This window comes from Xylanibacter ruminicola 23 (assembly GCF_000025925.1).
Taxonomy (GTDB): Bacteria; Bacteroidota; Bacteroidia; order Bacteroidales; family Bacteroidaceae; genus Prevotella; species Prevotella ruminicola.
On the sequence record NC_014033.1, the window covers coordinates 1,274,952 to 1,291,711 of the forward strand.

The window sequence follows — 16,760 nt, forward strand, 5'->3', positions numbered from 1 at the left end:
ACAAAGGTACAACTTTTTTCGGTTAACCACACATATTTAGCAGAAAATTTATATATTTGCACCCAAATCAACTTCAGAAGATGTCGAACAAGACAGCGTTTATGATAGCAGCACCCACCAGTGGTTCAGGCAAGACAACCATTGCCCGAGGCCTGATGCAGTGGTTCACCCAGAACGGTTACCGGGTGCAGCCCTTCAAGTGCGGGCCCGATTATATCGACACTAAATTCCACACAGCTGTCTGTGGGCACCCGTCGGTCAATCTCGATACCTTTATGACTACGCCCGCACACGTACGCGCGCTATTTGCGCACTACGGGACTGATGCTGACATCTGTATCGTCGAAGGTATGATGGGCCTTTATGATGGCTACGATCGCGAACTGGGTTCGTCGTACGACATCGCCCGCGTGCTTGATATTCCCGTGATTCTGGTGGTCGATGCTAAATCGGCAGCCTACTCGATGACAGCCCTCTTATCGGGCTTTATCCACTTCCGCGGCGACGTTCGTATCGCTGGTATAATATTTAACAAAGTTGGTTCGCAGCGCCACTTCAACATGCTGCGCGAAGTGTGCGATGAGCTCCATGTCAAGTGCCTGGGCTACCTGCCTAAATCGCCCGACCTGGAGCAAAATTCACGCTATCTGGGGCTCGATTTCTCACAACTACCCGAGTCAGACCAGTTGACTGCCCTTTTAGAGGAGAATATCGACCTCCCATCTCTCAAAAGTCTCACTACCACGCTCCATGACGAGGTAAAGTCCCAAACAAGAAACTGCGAGTTCCGGCATCTGGAAACGAAAACGCTTATAGCCAGGAATCATGAAAGTTTTTCGTTCATCTATCAGGAGACTTTAGACCAGTTTGGCGACGTCATTTTCTTCGATCCTGAGAAAGATGTGCCAACTTTTGATGGCATCGACCTGCTCTATCTGCCAGGCGGTTATCCTGAGAAGCACCTGGAGGCATTAGTGCCCAATCAGGCTTGTCTGCATGCTATCAAAAAATTTGCGGAAGATGGCGGCAGGATTGTTGCCGAATGTGGCGGTATGATGTACCTCTGTCAAGCCATCATTACCGACGATGGAAGTTTCCCCATGTGCGGTGTACTGCCCTACTCGATCACTGCCCGCAAAGCTGATCGCAAGCTGTCCTTAGGCTACCGCCAGTTCACCCTCGATGGCAAGACCTATCGAGGGCACGAATTCCATTACACGCAATTCATCGGCGATACCCCTGAGAGTATCACCCAAGTCTATAACGCTAAAGGTGAGCCTGTACCAACGCCAATTTTCAGATATCACAACGTACTAGCCAGCTACACGCACCTTTATCAAATACCCAGCATCCTATGAAATTCATCGTCATCGGTATCACAGACAACCCCAACCCCTATTTTCCCCCTGAGGTGATGGCCATCATACGCGATGGAAAGGTGTTTTCTGGCGGCAAGCGCCACCATGAGATTGTAGCCCCGCTGCTGCCTGCAGATGCCGAATGGATAGACATCACTGTACCGCTCGATGCCGTATTTGATAAGTACTCTCAACATGCATCACTCCACTCGACCTTTGGTCGCTCGCAAAGCGAGAACACTAGAAACTCAACAGAAATCATCGTCTTTGCTTCTGGGGATCCGCTGTTCTTTGGGTTTGCGAATACGATTCGTAGGAAGATTCCAGATGCTGAAATCATCGTCTATCCTACCTTCAACTCGCTGCAGTTGCTGGCCCACCGATTGGTGATGCCCTATCACGACATGCGTATCGTGTCGCTCACAGGGCGCCCCTGGGCAGAATTCGACAGAGCACTCATCGAGCGCGCACCGAAGATAGGTATTCTAACCGACCGTGAACATACACCTGCCACGATAGCCCAGCGCATGACCGACTACGGATATACCGATTTCATCATGCACGTGGGCGAGAAATTAGGCAATCCATCGGAAGAGCACCTTTCTACGCTTTCGCCGAAAGAGGCAATCCATCGTGATTTTGCCATGCCTAATTGCATCATCCTGGAACACCGTGGCGCAGTGCCACCACGACCATTCGGCATTCCCGATGCAGCCTTCACACTCCTCGACGGGCGCGAAAAGATGATCACCAAGATGCCCATCCGCTTGTTGACGCTGCAGGCCCTCCAGTTGACCGGTCGCCATGTGCTCTGGGATATCGGCTTCTGCACAGGTAGCGTCAGCATCGAGGCGCGCCTGCAGTTCCCACACCTGCAAATAGAGGCTTTCGAGATTCGTCCTGAGTGCGAATCCATCATCCAGCAGAACACTCGGAAGTTTGGCGCGCCAGGCATCCATACCCATATAGGCGACTTCCTAAAGACAGACGTATCAGGCCTGCCCCAACCTGATGCTGTATTCATAGGCGGTCATGGAGGAAAACTTAAAGAAATCATAGCTAAGTTGCTGACAGTCATATCAGATAACGGCATCATTGTATTCAATAGCGTCACCTCACCGAAGGTCACCACCGACAGTCATCAGCTTTGGGATGAAGCCTGTGCCGAACTCGGTTTGCAGCAATTCCCACCCCAACACATACAATTAAATGATTATAACCCCATAGAGATATTATCATGCAAAAAATAGCCATCATACAGATTAGCGATGCTGGCAGCGAAATCGCCAGTCAGTTGCAGTGCGAACTCGGTGCCGAACTCATCCAACGAACCGATGTTGGTAACCAATGGGCAGCCTATGATGCCTTCGTTTTCATCGGTGCCATGGGCATCTGCGTGCGCACCATCGCCCCTTACATCGAAGACAAGCATACCGACCCGGCCGTGGTCTGCATCGACAGTTTTGGGCTCAACGTCATCTCCGTTCTCTCCGGCCATATCGGTGGCGCCAACGACTTGACACGCCACATTGCCGCCCATCTTGGTGCGCACGAAGTGATCACCACCCAGAGCGACAATGCCGGACTGTGGGCACTCGACACGTTGGACAAGCAGTTCAACTGGAATATGGTGGGGTTTGACGATATCAACGCGTGCATCAGCGCTTTCGTGAATCGCGAGCCCACTGCACTGCTCATGGATATCCGCGACGCAGGTACCGACTTTCTGGAGCGCACCCTGCCCGACCATGTCACCATCGTCAACAGCATAGATGAGGTTACCCCCAAAAGATTCAGACTGCTTATCCAGGTGACGCCCTACATCATCGACACCCCACCAGGCGTACTCAAGGTGTGCTATGTGCCAAAGGTAGGCGTACTGGGATTTGGTCTGGCTAGTCATCCAGCCAACTACGAGCACATCCTTGAAGAAATCGACGAGGCCATCACTGACAACGATATCATGCCTTGCTACAAGCGCTTCTGCACCATCGATGTGAAGCGGGATGAGGAGTTCTGCGCCAAACTCCAAAAAGAAACAAATAGCGAGGTGGTATATTACACCGGCGAGGAGTTGGCCAAAGTAGAAGTACCCAATCCCAGCGAAACCGTAGAGAAACATGTGGGCACGCCCTCAGTCTGCGAGGCAGCGGCTATTCTCGGTTCCAACCACGGCAAACTGATTCTTCCTAAGATAAAAGGTAAGAACTGGACGGCGGCCTTGGCCATCGACCACAAATACCTGCGCGAGCAGAAAGGACACATAGAGATTGTAGGCGCAGGCCCTGGCGATCCCGATTTGGTAAGTGTACGAGGACGCAAGATGCTCGAAAGGGCTGATTTGATACTCTATGCAGGCTCACTTGTTCCAAAGGCTTTGACGGAGTGCCACAAGCCAGGAGCAGTAGTTCGTTCGTCAGCTGATATGGCACTCGAGGAACAATGCGAGCTGATGAAGAAGTTCTATGACGAGGGCAAATTCATCGTGCGCCTCCATACAGGCGACCCATGTATCTTTGGCGCTATCCAGGAACAGATGGCCTTCTTCGATGCCAACCACATGGAATACCATATCACTCCAGGCATCAGCTCGTTTCTGGCGGCAGCAGCCGAACTGCAGAGTCAGTTCACGATTCCAGAGCGCTGTCAGACGATTATTCTGACCCGTGGCGAAGGACGCACACCCATGCCCGAGAAAGAACAGTTGCACCTGTTGGCCAAGAGTCAGAGCACGATGTGCATCTTCCTCTCAGCCAGTATCGTAGATGATGTGCAGCGCGAACTGCTGCAGGAGTACCCCGAGGATACGCCCGTAGCTGCCTGCTATCACCTTACCTGGCCCGACCAGAAGATCTATCGCGGAGTACTTAAAGATTTAGCTCAGATAGTTCACGATAACCACTTGACGCTCACCACGATGCTCGTTGTTGGAGAGGCTATCGACAACCGTCAAGGACTGTCTGAACTCTATTCAAAAAACTTCACTCATCTATTCCGAAAAGGCAAAGCATGATACTGGTATTTGGTGGAACAACAGAGGGACGCAAAGCCGTGGAGGTGTTGGAAGAAGGGGGTTCGCCCTACTTCTACAGCACAAAGACCGGCGAGCAGGACATCACGCTGCAGCATGGTGTGCGCATAGACGGCGCACTCGATGAGGCAGCAATGATGCACTTTTGCACCGAGCACGGCATCCGGATGATAGTGGATGCCGCCCACCCCTTTGCAGCACTGTTGCACCAGACCATTGCCAAGACTGCCAGCGCACTCTCGCTGCCCGTAGTACGCTTTGAACGCATCTACCCGCCATGCGACCCTGCCATCACCTGGATTGACGACTACACCCAGATACCACACGACATCCATAGCCTTCTCGCCACCACCGGCGTGCAGAGCATCAGCAAACTGAAACCGCTCGCGGCCGATGGAATCAGTATCTTTTATCGCATCCTCAACCGACCGTCGTCGATCGCCTTAGCTCTGAAACAAGGTGCCACCCAAGCGCAGCTATGCTATTACGACGACCCCAATGATATACCCGTTCAAGCAGACGCTATCTTATTGAAAGAAAGCGGTTTATCAGGCGGATTTACAGAAAAGGTAGTAGCAGCCAAAGCCTGCGGCATGCGTGTGATAGCCATCAAGCGCCCAGAACAGCCCAAATCATTCATCGTGGTTGACGGTCCTTACGGGTTACGGAGAATGGTAGAGAAGCTACTGCCAGAGTTCTATCCCCTGCATAGCGGACTCACCACGGGCACCTGTGCCACAGCAGCAGCGGTGGCAGCCTGCATCCGACTGACTTCAGGCGAGATGCCTGCCGAAGTGCCTGTGATGCTGCCTAACGGCGAGACCATCCATGTAGCAGTGAGCTATGGCGACGACTATGTCGCCTGCATCAAAGAAGCCGGCGACGACCCGGATGTTACCAATGGCATCGAGGTCAGGGCCCAGGTCACCGAATCCGATCACTTTGAGATTCTTGGTGGCGAGGGTGTTGGCAGGTTTACGCTGCCTGGCTTCGATTATCCCCCAGGCGAGGCTGCCATCAACAAGGCACCACGGGAGATGATTCGCCAGAACTTAGAAAGATTGAAGATGGAAGATGGAAGATTGAAGATTGTGATTAGTGTGCCGCAGGGGGCTGAGATTGCGCGCAGGACTTTTAATCCGCGATTGGGGATTGAAGGGGGCATCTCCATCATTGGTGTTTCGGGCATCGTAAAGCCGTTTAGCGAGGAGGCGTTTGTGGATAGTATCCGTAAGTGTATGACGGTGGCTAAGGCGTCTCAATCGGCAAGAGTGGTGATCAATAGCGGCGGAAAGAGTGAGCGGTTTGTGAAGGCCCTCTACCCCGAGCTGCCCCAACAGGCGTTTGTGGAGTATGGCAACTATATTGGCGAGACGCTCAAGATAGCCCACGAACTGGATATACGCAGCATCACACTCGGCGTGATGATAGGCAAAGCTGTCAAACTGGCGGCTGGTCATCTCGACACGCATAGCAAACGCGCCACCATGGATAAAGCGTTTATCAGTGAGATGCTGCACGAGGCCCATTGCGATATCGACATCAGCGATATCACCTTGGCACGCGAGATATGGGAGAGACTCTCCCCAGAACAACAACAGGATTTTGCCGACGTCATCATCAGCCATTGCGCCGCTTATTGTCAACCGCTACTGCCCAATGGCGAGTTGACTATTCTTCTGATTGCCGACGACGGAACAATACTACCGCTATCACCGGCGCACCAACCAGTGCCGTCACGGAGTTAACGGGCAGTGCACCCTCGAAACCAGGCATACGGGCTATGAGATTGCATACCAGCGCCAAGGCCGCCCCACAAAACATCGTGGCAGGCATCAGCACGCGGTGATCGCTACTGCCAAACAAGGCGCGCGCCAGATGGGGCACCGCCAATCCGATAAACATGATAGGTCCGCAATAAGCTGTGACGATGGCCACCAGCACACCCGAGCTCAGAATCACCAGCAGTCGGGCACGCTTGATGTTCAGTCCCAGATTGGCAGCATATCTATCGCCCAGAAGCAGCAGATTCATCGGTTTCACCAGCAGGCAGGCCAGCGGCAGCAGCACACACATCAGTACCACAAACAGCACCATTTCATCGCCCGATACGCGCGAGAACGAGCCTAAGCCCCACACCACAAATGCCTTCACATCCTCTTCGGGCGAGAGAAACTTCAGTACACCGATGATGGCATTGGCCAGATAACCTATCATCACACCGATAATCAGCAGCGTCACATTTCCCTTCACCTTCTGTGAGAGCCATACGATGAGCATCATCACCGCCAGGGCACCGATGATAGCCGCCACACTCATGGCAGCATCGCCCAGATAACCCAGTCGGCTCAGTGCCACGCCACCTATCCTACCCGACAGTAGCACCACGAAAGCCACACCAAGCGCCGAACCATTGGAGATACCCAATACCGAAGGTCCTGCCAACGGATTGCGGAACACCGTCTGCATCTGCAGTCCGCTCACCGCCAGTCCGGCACCAGCCACAACAGCCGTCATCACCTGTGGTAGTCGTGATTGCCAGATAATATTCGTCCATATCTCGTTGGAGGTATCACCAGCCAGAATGCGGCACACATCCCCCACCGGAATCTCTACCGACCCCAGCAGCAGGTTTACAATCGCCAGCACAGCGATACCCAGCAACAGTGCTATGAACTTCGGTGCTTTCATTTCAGCAAGCGATAGAATGTAGGTTTATAATCAGACTCCACCAGTTCTGGATGGAAGATAGCCACAAAATCCTTCAGCAGCACGTCGGGCCTCACGGGCGATATCTCGTAATAGGCCGTCTGCTTCATGTTGCAGTAGATCACCTTTTTCTCCTTATAAGCCTTGAAGAGCTCGTTGCGCGGTTCAGATGCCTTCAGCGCCTCGTACGAGAACTCACCAGGATAACTATTCAAGATGCGCCAGTAGTCGGCATTGGCTGCCAAGGCATACATCTTCTCAAACTCCAAGTCTTCGCCACTGGTCTCCTCATCGTCGATCACGTAGTCGGCTCCTGCATCGCGGAATATCTGAGCCAGATAGTTCTTGCCGCCCACCGCATGCCAGTTGCCGTAGTGCATCTCACCACTCAGCACGGTGGGGCGTTTTGTCACGTTCTGTGTTTTCTCTTTCAGAGCGTTATACCGACTCTCTATACCGGCAAACACCTCGTTGGCCTGCTGCTCCTTACCTATCAGCATACCCACAAACTTGATCCATTCAGCCTGTCCCAGTGGGTCGAGCTCTTTATAGCCCAGATGGGGCACTAGTGTGATACCCGTCTCCTTGATTGCGTCATAACCGCCACGTTTAGAGGGAGATATCAGGATTATCTGAGGATTTGCTGCAAGCACTATTTCGGTATCAAAATTACCCTCCATACCTATCTTTACAATCTTGCCTTCCTTCACGCGTTGCAGGATATCCTGGTTATAGAGGTTCTTGGTGCCAGTGATGCCCTTCACCACATCGTGCGCATCCAGGGCGGTGAAGTTAGACAGTTGCAGGGCCGTCATACAGATGGTGCGCGTGATGGGCACCTGAATCCTGGTATAGCCCTCAGGCGCGTCGGCATCCGATTTCATCAGTGCAAAATGATACTTTTCACCGATATTCACCAGTCGCACGCCGGCCGAATCCTTCACGCTGAACCCTGTGGCATATTTCACTGTGATAGCAGCGGTAGAGTCGGCCTCACCATCGCCCTGCGCCTGTTGCACACCCTTACCCTTGCACCCCACAAAGAGTGCTGCAGCCACTATCATCCATGCTATTTTCTTCATTTTTTATCATTTTATTGGTTTCGTGTGTGCAAAAGTACAAAAAGTTTTCATATCTTTGCCCTCAAAAACGAAAATTATGCAGATAAATATTGATCAGACACATTGGTACGACAGGATATGGGCGGCACTGATATTTTTTACGCGGTTGCCTTTCTGGCGATTGCATCAGCCGCCTAAGGCTTGTTATGCCACGGTAGTGGAACACTGGCCACTGACAGGTTGGCTCACCGGCGGCACCATGGCTGCCACGCTCTATTTCGGCAGTTGGTATCTACCTTATTCGATAGCCGTATTGCTGGCCATCGTGGTACGACTCCTGCTGACAGGCGCGCTTCATGAAGACGGATTGGCCGACTTTCTGGATGGTTTTGGTGGTGGCGGCAGTAACCGCGAACGTATCTTGGCCATCATGAAAGATTCGCATATCGGCACCTATGGCGTTATCGGTTTGATTTGCTACGAACTGTTGCTATTTGCTGCTTTGTTCGCCATGCCTCCCGCTTTGGCTGCACTCACCATCTTGGTCGCCGATCCATATGCCAAAATGGTTACTTCGCAACTCATCATTATGATGCCATATGCCCGCAATATCGAGGAGTCGAAAGCTCGTACCGTATATCGTAAAATCAGTGTAAAGGCTGGTATAGGGTTAGCCATTCAAGGGCTCCTGCCAATGGCGGCTTACATCTGGTACACGGGCATGCGCTGGGATCTGATTATCTTCCTTCCTGCCCTCGTGATGTATTTCCTTTATCTGCTCATCTGGCGCAAGATTCACGGCTATACCGGCGACTGCTGCGGTGCCGTTTGCCTGTTGGTTGAGTTGAGTGTTTATTTGGTTGTTTGTACGCAATGAAAAAGATTATATTGATTACAGGCGGTCAGCGCTCGGGTAAGAGCACCAAAGCCGAAGAACTAGCGCTGCAAATGAGCGCGAATCCCGTTTACTTAGCCACCGCCCATATCTGGGACGATGAGTTTCGTGAACGAGTACGTAAGCACCAAGAGCGCCGCGGTCCGGAGTGGACGAATATCGAGGAGGAGAAATACCTCTCGAAGCACGACCTCACGGGGCGTGTGGTGGTGATAGACTGCGTGACGCTGTGGCTGACGAACTGGATTTCGACTGAAACCACCGACATCGACACAATCCTAACAGCAGCGAAACAAGAGTTCGACCAATTCACCGCTCCCGATGCCACCTATATCTTCGTGACCAACGAGATAGGACTGGGTGGTGTGAGCACCAACCAACTGCAGCGGCGATTTACCGACCTGCAAGGTTGGATGAATCAATACATCGCCCAGAAGGCCGACGAGGTTATCCTCATGGTCAGCGGCATCCCAGTAAAAATCAAATAAATCCCTGTTAATCCGTGCCTAAAAAAATGAAGTCATTCGCAATTCAACCCGTTGACCAAACGATTAAGCCAAGTATTCTGGCAAAGATTGACAACCTGAACAAGCCCAAAGGTTCACTGGGCCGATTGGAAGAGTTGGCCCTACAGATATGTTTGATTCAGCAGACGCTGGAACCGAGTCTCGCCCACCCCTGTCACCTGCTGTTGGGCGGCGATCATGGCATCGAGCGCGAAGGCGTGAGCGTGTCGCCACGCGAGGTCACCTGGCAGCAGATGATCAACTTCACCCATGGCGGTGGCGGTGTGAACATGTTCTGTAGGCAGCATGGTTTCAAGTTGCGTATTGTGGATGTGGGTGTGGATTATGATTTATCGGGCATCGATGGTATCATCGATCGCAAGATAGCCCGCGGCACCAAGAACTTCCTCTATGAACCCGCGATGAGTGAGGCCGAGTTCGACCGCGCCATCCAGATAGGCAGCGACTTGGTTGACGACTGCGTGGCCGAAAGCTGTCGTGTGCTCAGTATCGGTGAGATGGGTATTGCCAACACGTCGCCTTCCAGCATCTGGATGCACCTGTTCACGGGCATTCCCTTAGCAGACTGCATCGGTGCCGGAGCCGGCCTAGACACCCCCGGCATCCAGCATAAATATCAAGTACTCTCGCAAGCCGTCAACAACTATCACCTCTCAAATCTCCGCTCGACCTCAGGTCGCTCGCAAGGCGAGAACTCTCACCTCTCACCTCTCAGTTATTTTGGTGGTTTCGAAATGGTAGCTGCTATCGGCGCCATGCTAAAAGCCGCCGAAAAGCATCTGGTGATACTCGTCGACGGCTTTATTATGACGGCCTGTGCGTTGGCTGCTATTCAGCTATATTCTGCCGCTCAGGACTACATGATTTTTGCACATTGTGGTGATGAGAGCGGCCACAAGCGCATGCTCGATGCGATGGGTGCAAATGCCTTGCTGCATCTGGGTTTGCGATTAGGCGAAGGCACTGGTGCTCTCTGTGCATTCCCGATAGTTGATTCAGCCGTTCGGATGATGAACGAGATGAACAACTTCGAGAACGCCAATATCACCAAGTATTTTTAACGGAGCATTTCCTTTACAGCACGCTCCAACTGACGGTCGCGACCGTTGATGTAATCCTCGGGTGTGTTATACACCTCGATATCAGGATTCAGTGTAGTGTTCTCGCCGAACACACCACGCATATCGCGACAGCCCACCTGAGGAATACCGAAAATCATTCCGTTCTGCAGGGTCTCCCACCAAACGGCAGTCATTGTTCCGGCTACAGGTGCACCAATCAGCTTACCAATCTTCAGCTCCTTATATACCCATGGGAAACCATGTCCGTTACTGTAGTCATCCTCGCAAATCAGCACGCACGATGGCTTCAGCCATTTGTTATAAGGATCAGAGCCTACATACTTACCATGAGGCACAAACTCCTGATACTTCTTACCGCTCAGCAGGGTGCACAAATCGTCGTGTAACCAACCACCACCGTTGTGACGCTCGTCAATTACAGCAGCAACACGATTGCGGTTCTTGTCGCTCAGAAGCTCACGGTAAACCGTACGGAAGCTGTGACTATCCATAGCCTTTACATGCACGTAGGCCAGCTTGCCATCCGAGAGACTGTCGGTCATCTCACGCTGACGGTCCACCCAACGCTTATACAGCAGTTCTCTCATGGTGCCGCGGCCGACAGCCTTGATGGTCACGTCGCTGCGCTTACCGGTTGAAGGATTCAGAATGGTTAAACGTACGCGCTTTCCAGCCTTTCCATCCAGCAGTGGGAAGTAGTCGTCGTTAGCCTTGATGGCTACACCGTCGATAGCCTCAATCACGCAACCAGCCACCACACCAGTCTTCTTCTGAGCCAGTGGCGAGCGCTTGATAACCTCTTCGATACGCAGTCCGTCGCCCTCGTAGTTCTGGTCGATAAACACGCCCAGCGAAGCAGTGCTTAGTGCGGCACCGGCGGGATAATAGCGTGCACCGGTGTGCGAAGCATTCAGCTCGCCCAGCATCTCGCTCAGCATATCCTTGAAGTCGTACTCATTATTAATATATGGCAGGAAACGGCGATAGTTATCACGATAGCTTTCCCAATCTACATTGTGCAGATTCTCTACATAGAACTTATCCTTAACCTGGCGCCAGATGTGGTCGAACAAGTAGGCACGCTCCTCGTAAGGACGATAGTTGAACACGGTCTCGAAATCGATATTCTTGGTAGATTTCTTACCCAGCTCCAGTTTCTTGATACCACCGCGTGTGGCCAGGAACAGGTTGTCGAACTTCTTGTCAGCCTGCATACGTCCGCGACCGACACCCTTCATCAGCCGTTCGGTCTTATCCTCACGGATGTAGTGCACCCACAGGTCGTTATCACCCTCGTACGAAGCCTGATAGTACAAGGTGTCGCCCTTCAGGATGGCATCACCCATCTGACCTGAATTGTCAGTCACACGAATGATACGGTCGAGGCGGTTATCCAGGTCGAAGGTGAGCAGTTTTTCTGCCTTGGGCTTCTCGGCTGTCTTCTTCTTGTCCTTTTTCTTCTTGCTGTCCTTATCGTCAGCCTTTTCATTCTTCTTAGCCTCCTTCTCAGCCTCTTCCAGTATTTCCTTATCCTCCTTACTCATGGTAAAGCGGTCGTAGGCATCCACGTCGAAGAACATCACGTAGTAGTCGCTCTCGGCACCCCAGCTGCCATGACTGCGATAGCCGGCACGGTCACTCTCAAACAGCATGGCCTTGCCTCCCAGCACCCAGCGGGCAGCACCCTCGTTGTAGCCACTCTCGGTCAGGTTGTGCACCTCGCTATTGCCGCTGGCATTAATCAGGGCAATATCATTACTGTTCCAACCGCCTGTGCCGATATAGCTGGCCAAGAGCCACTTGCTGTCGGGACTCCACTCAAACCAGATGTCGCCATCGCTGTACGAGTAGTTGTACTTACCATCCAGCACAGTGCGCTCAAGTCCGGTCTTCAGGTTAATCACGCACAGCTCGGCACGGTTCTTGAAGTAAGCTACCTCCTTGCCATCGGGACTGTACTGTGGCTGCAGCGAAGTCTCATTGCTCTGTGTCAGACGCTCCTCTTGCAGGGAGGTAGCGTAAGTAAAGAGTTTCTCGTTCTTATTCTTCAGTTTGGTCTGATAAATCTGCCATACGCCACCGCGCTCAGCGCAATATACCAGACTGCGACCATCGGGGCTGAAGTTCACGCTGCGCTCCTGCTGTGGGGTGTTGGTAATCTGCTTGGTGGTCTTATACTCAACCGATGTCACAAAGATGTCGCCACGCAGAATAAAGGCCACCTCTTTGCCTTCGGGCGAAAGACTGATTTCGGTGACACCGCTCGAACGCAACTGACGAATCAGGTCCTTGTCCTGACGGTCGCCGGTAATAGTTACCTTTACCTTCTGTGGCTCAGAACCTTCCTTCAAGGTATAAATTTCGCCATTCTGACTGTAGCAGAGTGTACCCTCGTTGCTTACCGAGAGATAGCGTACGGGATTCATTGTGTGGTGCGAGAGCTGCTTTTTACCTGTGCCGTCGATATTTCGGCGATACACATTAAAAGTACCATCTTCCTCGCTGGTGTAATAATACGAGTTGGCATCAGCCCAGCGTGGTGTACGATCCTCGCCCTTAAAGTCGGTCAGTCTGGTGTAGTGTCCATCCTGCATCATCCAAATGTCGCGACAGATAGGACTCTGATGGTGCTTGCGGAAAGGATCCTCGTAACCCTTATAGTCGTGATACAATATACGACCATCCTTGGCAAAGCTGATATCCTCCATTGGCAGTGTTGAGAACATGCGAGGACGACCGCCCTTGATGCTCACCTCGTACACCTGATTCTCGCCAGGGAACAGAATCGACTGTGCCGATGGCATCCACGAAGCCGAGAACAACACATGTTCGTTGCCTCGCCAAACCATAGGCATCTCGTCGGTGCTGTTGGTGGTCAGTCGCACGGGCTCGCTGCCCTGGGCATCCATCACATACACATCCATGCTACCCTCGCGACTTGATGCGAAGGCCAACTTGGTGCCGTCAGGACTCCACACGGGACAGGCATCATAAGCCGCATTAGTGGTCAGCTGTCGGGCTTTTCCGCCTGAAGCAGCTACCGTATAGACATCGCCTTTATAAGCAAAGGCAATCGTTTTGCCATCCGGCGAGATGGCCGTGTACCGCATCCACAGCGGTCCTTCTTCGGCATGCACACTCAGCCCCGTCATCAGGAGCCCGGCAGCCAAAAGCATTTTACTTGTTTTCATGTCGTTATTTATTGTTTATTGTTGTTATCATCGCGAAAACAGATGCAAAGATAAGTAATAATACGTAAAATGCAAAAAAATACGCTATTTTTTCGCTTATTTCATTACTTTTTGTTACTTTTACAGCCAAAAACCATTCAATATGAAACGAATTTCTATTTTAGCATGCGCCTTAGGTCTGGCTTGGAGCCAGCTCTGCGCTCAGACCACTACAGCCGAAGTGCTCTTCGAAACCACCAAGGGCAACATCCGTATCGCACTCTACGACGAGACACCACAGCACCGCGACAACTTTTTGAAGCTTACCAAAATGGGCTCGTACGATTCGCTGCTGTTCCATCGTGTGATTAAGGATTTTATGATCCAAACGGGCGATATCTTCAGTAAGAAAGCAAAACCCGGACAGTTGTTAGGTTCGGGTGATTACGATTATACTACCGAGGCTGAGTTCCGTTTACCTAAGATATTCCATCGTCGAGGTGTGGTAGCTGCTGCACGCGAAGGCGACGAAAAGAATCCCGAGCGCCGTTCTGGTGCCAGTCAGTTCTACATGGTTTGGGGTAAGGTGTACGACGATCGCCGACTGGATTATACCCAGCAGAAGATCGATTCGATTACCAATGGCCAGGTAAAGATTACACCTGAGATGCGTGAAGTTTACAAAACCATCGGTGGCACGCCCCATCTGGATGGTCAGTACACCGTGTTTGGTGAGATTATCGAGGGTTTGGATGTAGTCGAAGCTATCCAAGGTGTGGCCGTAGATAAGAACGACCGCCCCTTAGAGGATATCCGCATCCTGAAGGCCACCGTTACAAAGGACCTCCCTGCCCCACCTGCTCCCAAAGCTACTCCCAAACGTAAAGTAGCACCAAAGAAAAGAAGATAATACATATTATTTGTTATTCATATCGCAAGCGATATTTAGTTAATTCTTCTTAAAGTGTTATCTAAATCGCTTGCGATATAAATTATTCTTATTACCTTTGCACCGCTTTTAAGTTGATAACATCACAAAAACAACAATATATATTAAGTACAATGATTTACGGAAAAACGAAAGGTACCGATTTTGAAAAGCTGTGCGACGGAGCTGCTAAGGCCGAGGCGCAGGGAGTAATGGTTTATTATGCGCTGGCTCGAATGGCTCGCGAACAGGGCTATCCCGAAGAAGTTTCAGCTACGTTTATTGAGATGGCGAATCAAGAGGCAGTACATGCAGGATTCTATGCTACCCTGATGGCTAAGTACGATAGCGATATCTGGAAGATTGCCGAGAACTTTGCCAAGGGCGAATATCACGGCGAGCAGCAGGTAAACCAGTTTGCTCAGGCATTACGTGCTGTAGGACTGGATGAAGCAGCCAACGAGATGGATGTGTTTGCCAAGCAGGAACGTCATCATGGTGATACGCTTACAGAGTTGATTAGCAAGTATAAAAAGTAAATCAGTATGGATAGTCAGAGTGCCATCAATTTGGCAGAATACATGAATGGCAGCATTCGCAATATCATGGCTACAGCCTATAAGAATGTGCTGAGTAATCCCCGTGAAGCGAAGTTTGCCTTCAAGATGCAGCGCCTGTTCGAGAAATCGGAAAAACGCCGTAAGAAGATGGCAGAAAGCGAAGGTTTAGATGTGCCACCTTTCTTAATTAGTAGTATCTCAACCACCTGCAATCTGCATTGCAAGGGTTGCTATGCCCGCTCCAACGGAATAGCCGAGGATAAAGAGTCCGACCGCAAGGCCACACTTACTCCCGAGCAGTGGCGCCACATTTTTGAGGAGGCTGCTGAGATGGGTATCAACTTCTCGCTGCTGGCTGGTGGCGAACCTATGATGCGCAAGGATATTCTGGAGCAGGTGGCTGAGGTTAAGGACATGATATTCCCCATTTTTACCAATGGCACACTGATTGGTCCATCGTACATGGAGTTTCTGCGTAAGAATCTGAACATGGTGCCTATCATCAGTCTTGAGGGTACTGCCATCGGTACCGACGAGCGTCGAGGTCAGGGTGTGTTCAAGCGTGCTATGCAGTCGATGGAGATGCTGAAGACCGAGAATCTCTTCTTTGGTACCAGCATCACCGTTACTACCGAGAACATGCAGCTGGTAACATCTGCTGATTTCATTAATCAGCTACGCGGCTATGGTTGTAAGATCGTGTTCTATATCGAGTATGTGCCCACAGAACCAGGCACTGAGCATTTGGCATTTAGCGATGCACATGTGGCCCAGATGGAGCAGGTACTCGAAGAACGCCGCACGATGTATCAGGATATTATCTTCCTGTCGTTCCCCGGTGACGAGAAGGCTTTAGGTGGCTGTCTGGCCTCAGGTCGCGGCTTCTTCCATATCGGTCCAGATGGATCGGCCGAGCCCTGTCCGTTCTCTCCATTTAGCGATAGTAATGTATTAGAACTTGGTGTACGACAGGCACTTAAATCACCTTTATTCAAGAAGATTAGAGCTGCCCGTGCATTAGGTTGGGAGCACACAGGCGGCTGTACCCTCTTTGAGCACCGCGAAGAAATAGAACAGATGATGAACAAATAAATAAGCTCAAGTAGATTAAGCTATAGCACAACTGCAGTGCCGCTGGCGGCTACCATCAGCATAGAGCCGTTAGCACCAATGGTTTCGTAATCCAGGTCGATGCCTACGATAGCGTTAGCACCTAACATCTGGGCGCGCTCCATCATCTCGCGCATAGCCTCGTCCTTGGCCTCGCGCAGCACCTTCTCATAGCTACCGGCGCGACCACCTACGATATCACGAATACCAGCAAACAGGTCTTTAAACATGTTTGCACCGATGATTGTTTCACCTGTCACTACACCCTTATACTCACGGATAGTGTGACCTTCGATTGTTGGAGTTGTTGAAAGTACCATAATTTTAAA

Annotated in this window: 14 protein-coding genes; 10 read left to right on the forward strand and 4 right to left on the reverse strand. The window is 51.4% G+C overall.

Features of this window, described 5'->3' with window-relative positions; translation table 11 throughout:
* Positions 1–80 precede the first annotated feature (80 nt).
* From PRU_RS05655 to cbiD, 4 genes are read left to right on the forward strand one after another with little or no spacing between them, the layout of a single operon-like run.
* A complete protein-coding gene (locus PRU_RS05655; protein WP_013064488.1) occupies positions 81–1,358 on the forward strand; it encodes a cobyrinate a,c-diamide synthase in 1,278 nt (425 codons plus the stop codon).
* The gene (locus PRU_RS05660; protein ID WP_013064865.1) at positions 1,355–2,608 is read left to right on the forward strand and encodes a bifunctional cobalt-precorrin-7 (C(5))-methyltransferase/cobalt-precorrin-6B (C(15))-methyltransferase; all 1,254 of its coding nucleotides are present in this window, start codon (positions 1,355–1,357) and stop codon (positions 2,606–2,608) included. Before PRU_RS05655 ends, PRU_RS05660 begins: the two co-directional genes overlap by 4 nt.
* A complete protein-coding gene (gene cobM, locus PRU_RS05665) occupies positions 2,596–4,371 on the forward strand; it encodes a precorrin-4 C(11)-methyltransferase (RefSeq protein WP_013063680.1) in 1,776 nt (591 codons plus the stop codon). Before PRU_RS05660 ends, cobM begins: the two co-directional genes overlap by 13 nt.
* Positions 4,368–6,137, forward strand: a complete 1,770-nt coding sequence (gene cbiD / locus PRU_RS05670) for a cobalt-precorrin-5B (C(1))-methyltransferase CbiD (RefSeq protein WP_013065027.1) — start codon at positions 4,368–4,370, stop codon at positions 6,135–6,137. Before cobM ends, cbiD begins: the two co-directional genes overlap by 4 nt.
* Here the strand turns inward: cbiD and PRU_RS05675 are convergent.
* Both PRU_RS05675 and PRU_RS05680 read right to left on the reverse strand, forming a co-directional pair.
* Positions 6,061–7,080, reverse strand: coding sequence for an iron ABC transporter permease (locus PRU_RS05675; RefSeq protein WP_013064059.1), 1,020 nt, complete (start codon positions 7,078–7,080; stop codon positions 6,061–6,063). The genes cbiD and PRU_RS05675 overlap by 77 nt on opposite strands.
* Entirely contained in the window at positions 7,077–8,180 is a 1,104-nt protein-coding gene (locus PRU_RS05680) for an ABC transporter substrate-binding protein (RefSeq protein WP_013063156.1), read from the reverse strand. Before PRU_RS05680 ends, PRU_RS05675 begins: the two co-directional genes overlap by 4 nt.
* A gap of 76 nt (positions 8,181–8,256) precedes the next feature.
* Here PRU_RS05680 and cobS point away from each other — a divergent pair, with 76 nt between their 5' ends.
* Genes cobS through cobT form a run of 3 tightly spaced genes read left to right on the forward strand, consistent with a single transcriptional unit; the run spans position 8,257 to position 10,642 of the window.
* Positions 8,257–9,036, forward strand: coding sequence for an adenosylcobinamide-GDP ribazoletransferase (gene cobS / locus PRU_RS05685; RefSeq protein WP_013064988.1), 780 nt, complete (start codon positions 8,257–8,259; stop codon positions 9,034–9,036).
* Positions 9,033–9,542 carry a bifunctional adenosylcobinamide kinase/adenosylcobinamide-phosphate guanylyltransferase gene (gene cobU / locus PRU_RS05690; RefSeq protein WP_041385779.1) on the forward strand — a complete coding sequence of 170 codons (510 nt, stop codon included), beginning with the start codon at positions 9,033–9,035 and terminating at the stop codon, positions 9,540–9,542. The genes cobS and cobU overlap by 4 nt, the downstream gene beginning before the upstream one ends.
* A gap of 26 nt (positions 9,543–9,568) precedes the next feature.
* The gene (gene cobT, locus PRU_RS05695) at positions 9,569–10,642 is read left to right on the forward strand and encodes a nicotinate-nucleotide--dimethylbenzimidazole phosphoribosyltransferase (RefSeq protein ID WP_041385780.1); all 1,074 of its coding nucleotides are present in this window, start codon (positions 9,569–9,571) and stop codon (positions 10,640–10,642) included.
* Here the strand turns inward: cobT and PRU_RS05700 are convergent.
* Positions 10,639–13,854, reverse strand: a complete 3,216-nt coding sequence (locus PRU_RS05700; RefSeq protein ID WP_013065268.1) for a S41 family peptidase — start codon at positions 13,852–13,854, stop codon at positions 10,639–10,641. The genes cobT and PRU_RS05700 overlap by 4 nt on opposite strands.
* 142 nt (positions 13,855–13,996) lie before the next feature.
* Here PRU_RS05700 and PRU_RS05705 point away from each other — a divergent pair, with 142 nt between their 5' ends.
* From PRU_RS05705 to PRU_RS05715, 3 genes are all read left to right on the forward strand, one after another.
* On the forward strand, positions 13,997–14,743 hold the full coding sequence (locus PRU_RS05705) for a peptidylprolyl isomerase (RefSeq protein WP_013064635.1): 747 nt from the start codon (positions 13,997–13,999) through the stop codon (positions 14,741–14,743).
* A 152-nt stretch (positions 14,744–14,895) separates the two neighbouring features.
* Positions 14,896–15,300 carry a ferritin family protein gene (locus PRU_RS05710; protein WP_013064066.1) on the forward strand — a complete coding sequence of 135 codons (405 nt, stop codon included), beginning with the start codon at positions 14,896–14,898 and terminating at the stop codon, positions 15,298–15,300.
* 6 nt (positions 15,301–15,306) lie between these two features.
* A complete protein-coding gene (locus tag PRU_RS05715; protein ID WP_013063390.1) occupies positions 15,307–16,413 on the forward strand; it encodes a radical SAM protein in 1,107 nt (368 codons plus the stop codon).
* A gap of 20 nt (positions 16,414–16,433) precedes the next feature.
* On the opposite strand, the gene PRU_RS05720 is transcribed toward PRU_RS05715, so the two are convergent.
* A complete protein-coding gene (locus PRU_RS05720; RefSeq protein ID WP_013064104.1) occupies positions 16,434–16,751 on the reverse strand; it encodes a heavy metal-binding domain-containing protein in 318 nt (105 codons plus the stop codon).
* Positions 16,752–16,760: the final 9 nt, after the last annotated feature.

Coding starts and splice junctions, on each gene's coding strand:
- PRU_RS05715 (WP_013063390.1), top strand. CDS start 15,307: ATGGATAGTCAGAGTGCCATCAATTTGGCAGAATACATGAATGGCAGC.
- cobS (WP_013064988.1), top strand. CDS start 8,257: ATGCAGATAAATATTGATCAGACACATTGGTACGACAGGATATGGGCG.
- PRU_RS05655 (WP_013064488.1), top strand. CDS start 81: ATGTCGAACAAGACAGCGTTTATGATAGCAGCACCCACCAGTGGTTCA.
- cobM (WP_013063680.1), top strand. CDS start 2,596: ATGCAAAAAATAGCCATCATACAGATTAGCGATGCTGGCAGCGAAATC.
- PRU_RS05680 (WP_013063156.1), bottom strand. CDS start 8,180: ATGAAGAAAATAGCATGGATGATAGTGGCTGCAGCACTCTTTGTGGGG.
- PRU_RS05705 (WP_013064635.1), top strand. CDS start 13,997: ATGAAACGAATTTCTATTTTAGCATGCGCCTTAGGTCTGGCTTGGAGC.
- cobU (WP_041385779.1), top strand. CDS start 9,033: ATGAAAAAGATTATATTGATTACAGGCGGTCAGCGCTCGGGTAAGAGC.
- PRU_RS05675 (WP_013064059.1), bottom strand. CDS start 7,080: ATGAAAGCACCGAAGTTCATAGCACTGTTGCTGGGTATCGCTGTGCTG.
- PRU_RS05700 (WP_013065268.1), bottom strand. CDS start 13,854: ATGAAAACAAGTAAAATGCTTTTGGCTGCCGGGCTCCTGATGACGGGG.
- PRU_RS05710 (WP_013064066.1), top strand. CDS start 14,896: ATGATTTACGGAAAAACGAAAGGTACCGATTTTGAAAAGCTGTGCGAC.
- PRU_RS05720 (WP_013064104.1), bottom strand. CDS start 16,751: ATGGTACTTTCAACAACTCCAACAATCGAAGGTCACACTATCCGTGAG.
- cobT (WP_041385780.1), top strand. CDS start 9,569: ATGAAGTCATTCGCAATTCAACCCGTTGACCAAACGATTAAGCCAAGT.
- cbiD (WP_013065027.1), top strand. CDS start 4,368: ATGATACTGGTATTTGGTGGAACAACAGAGGGACGCAAAGCCGTGGAG.
- PRU_RS05660 (WP_013064865.1), top strand. CDS start 1,355: ATGAAATTCATCGTCATCGGTATCACAGACAACCCCAACCCCTATTTT.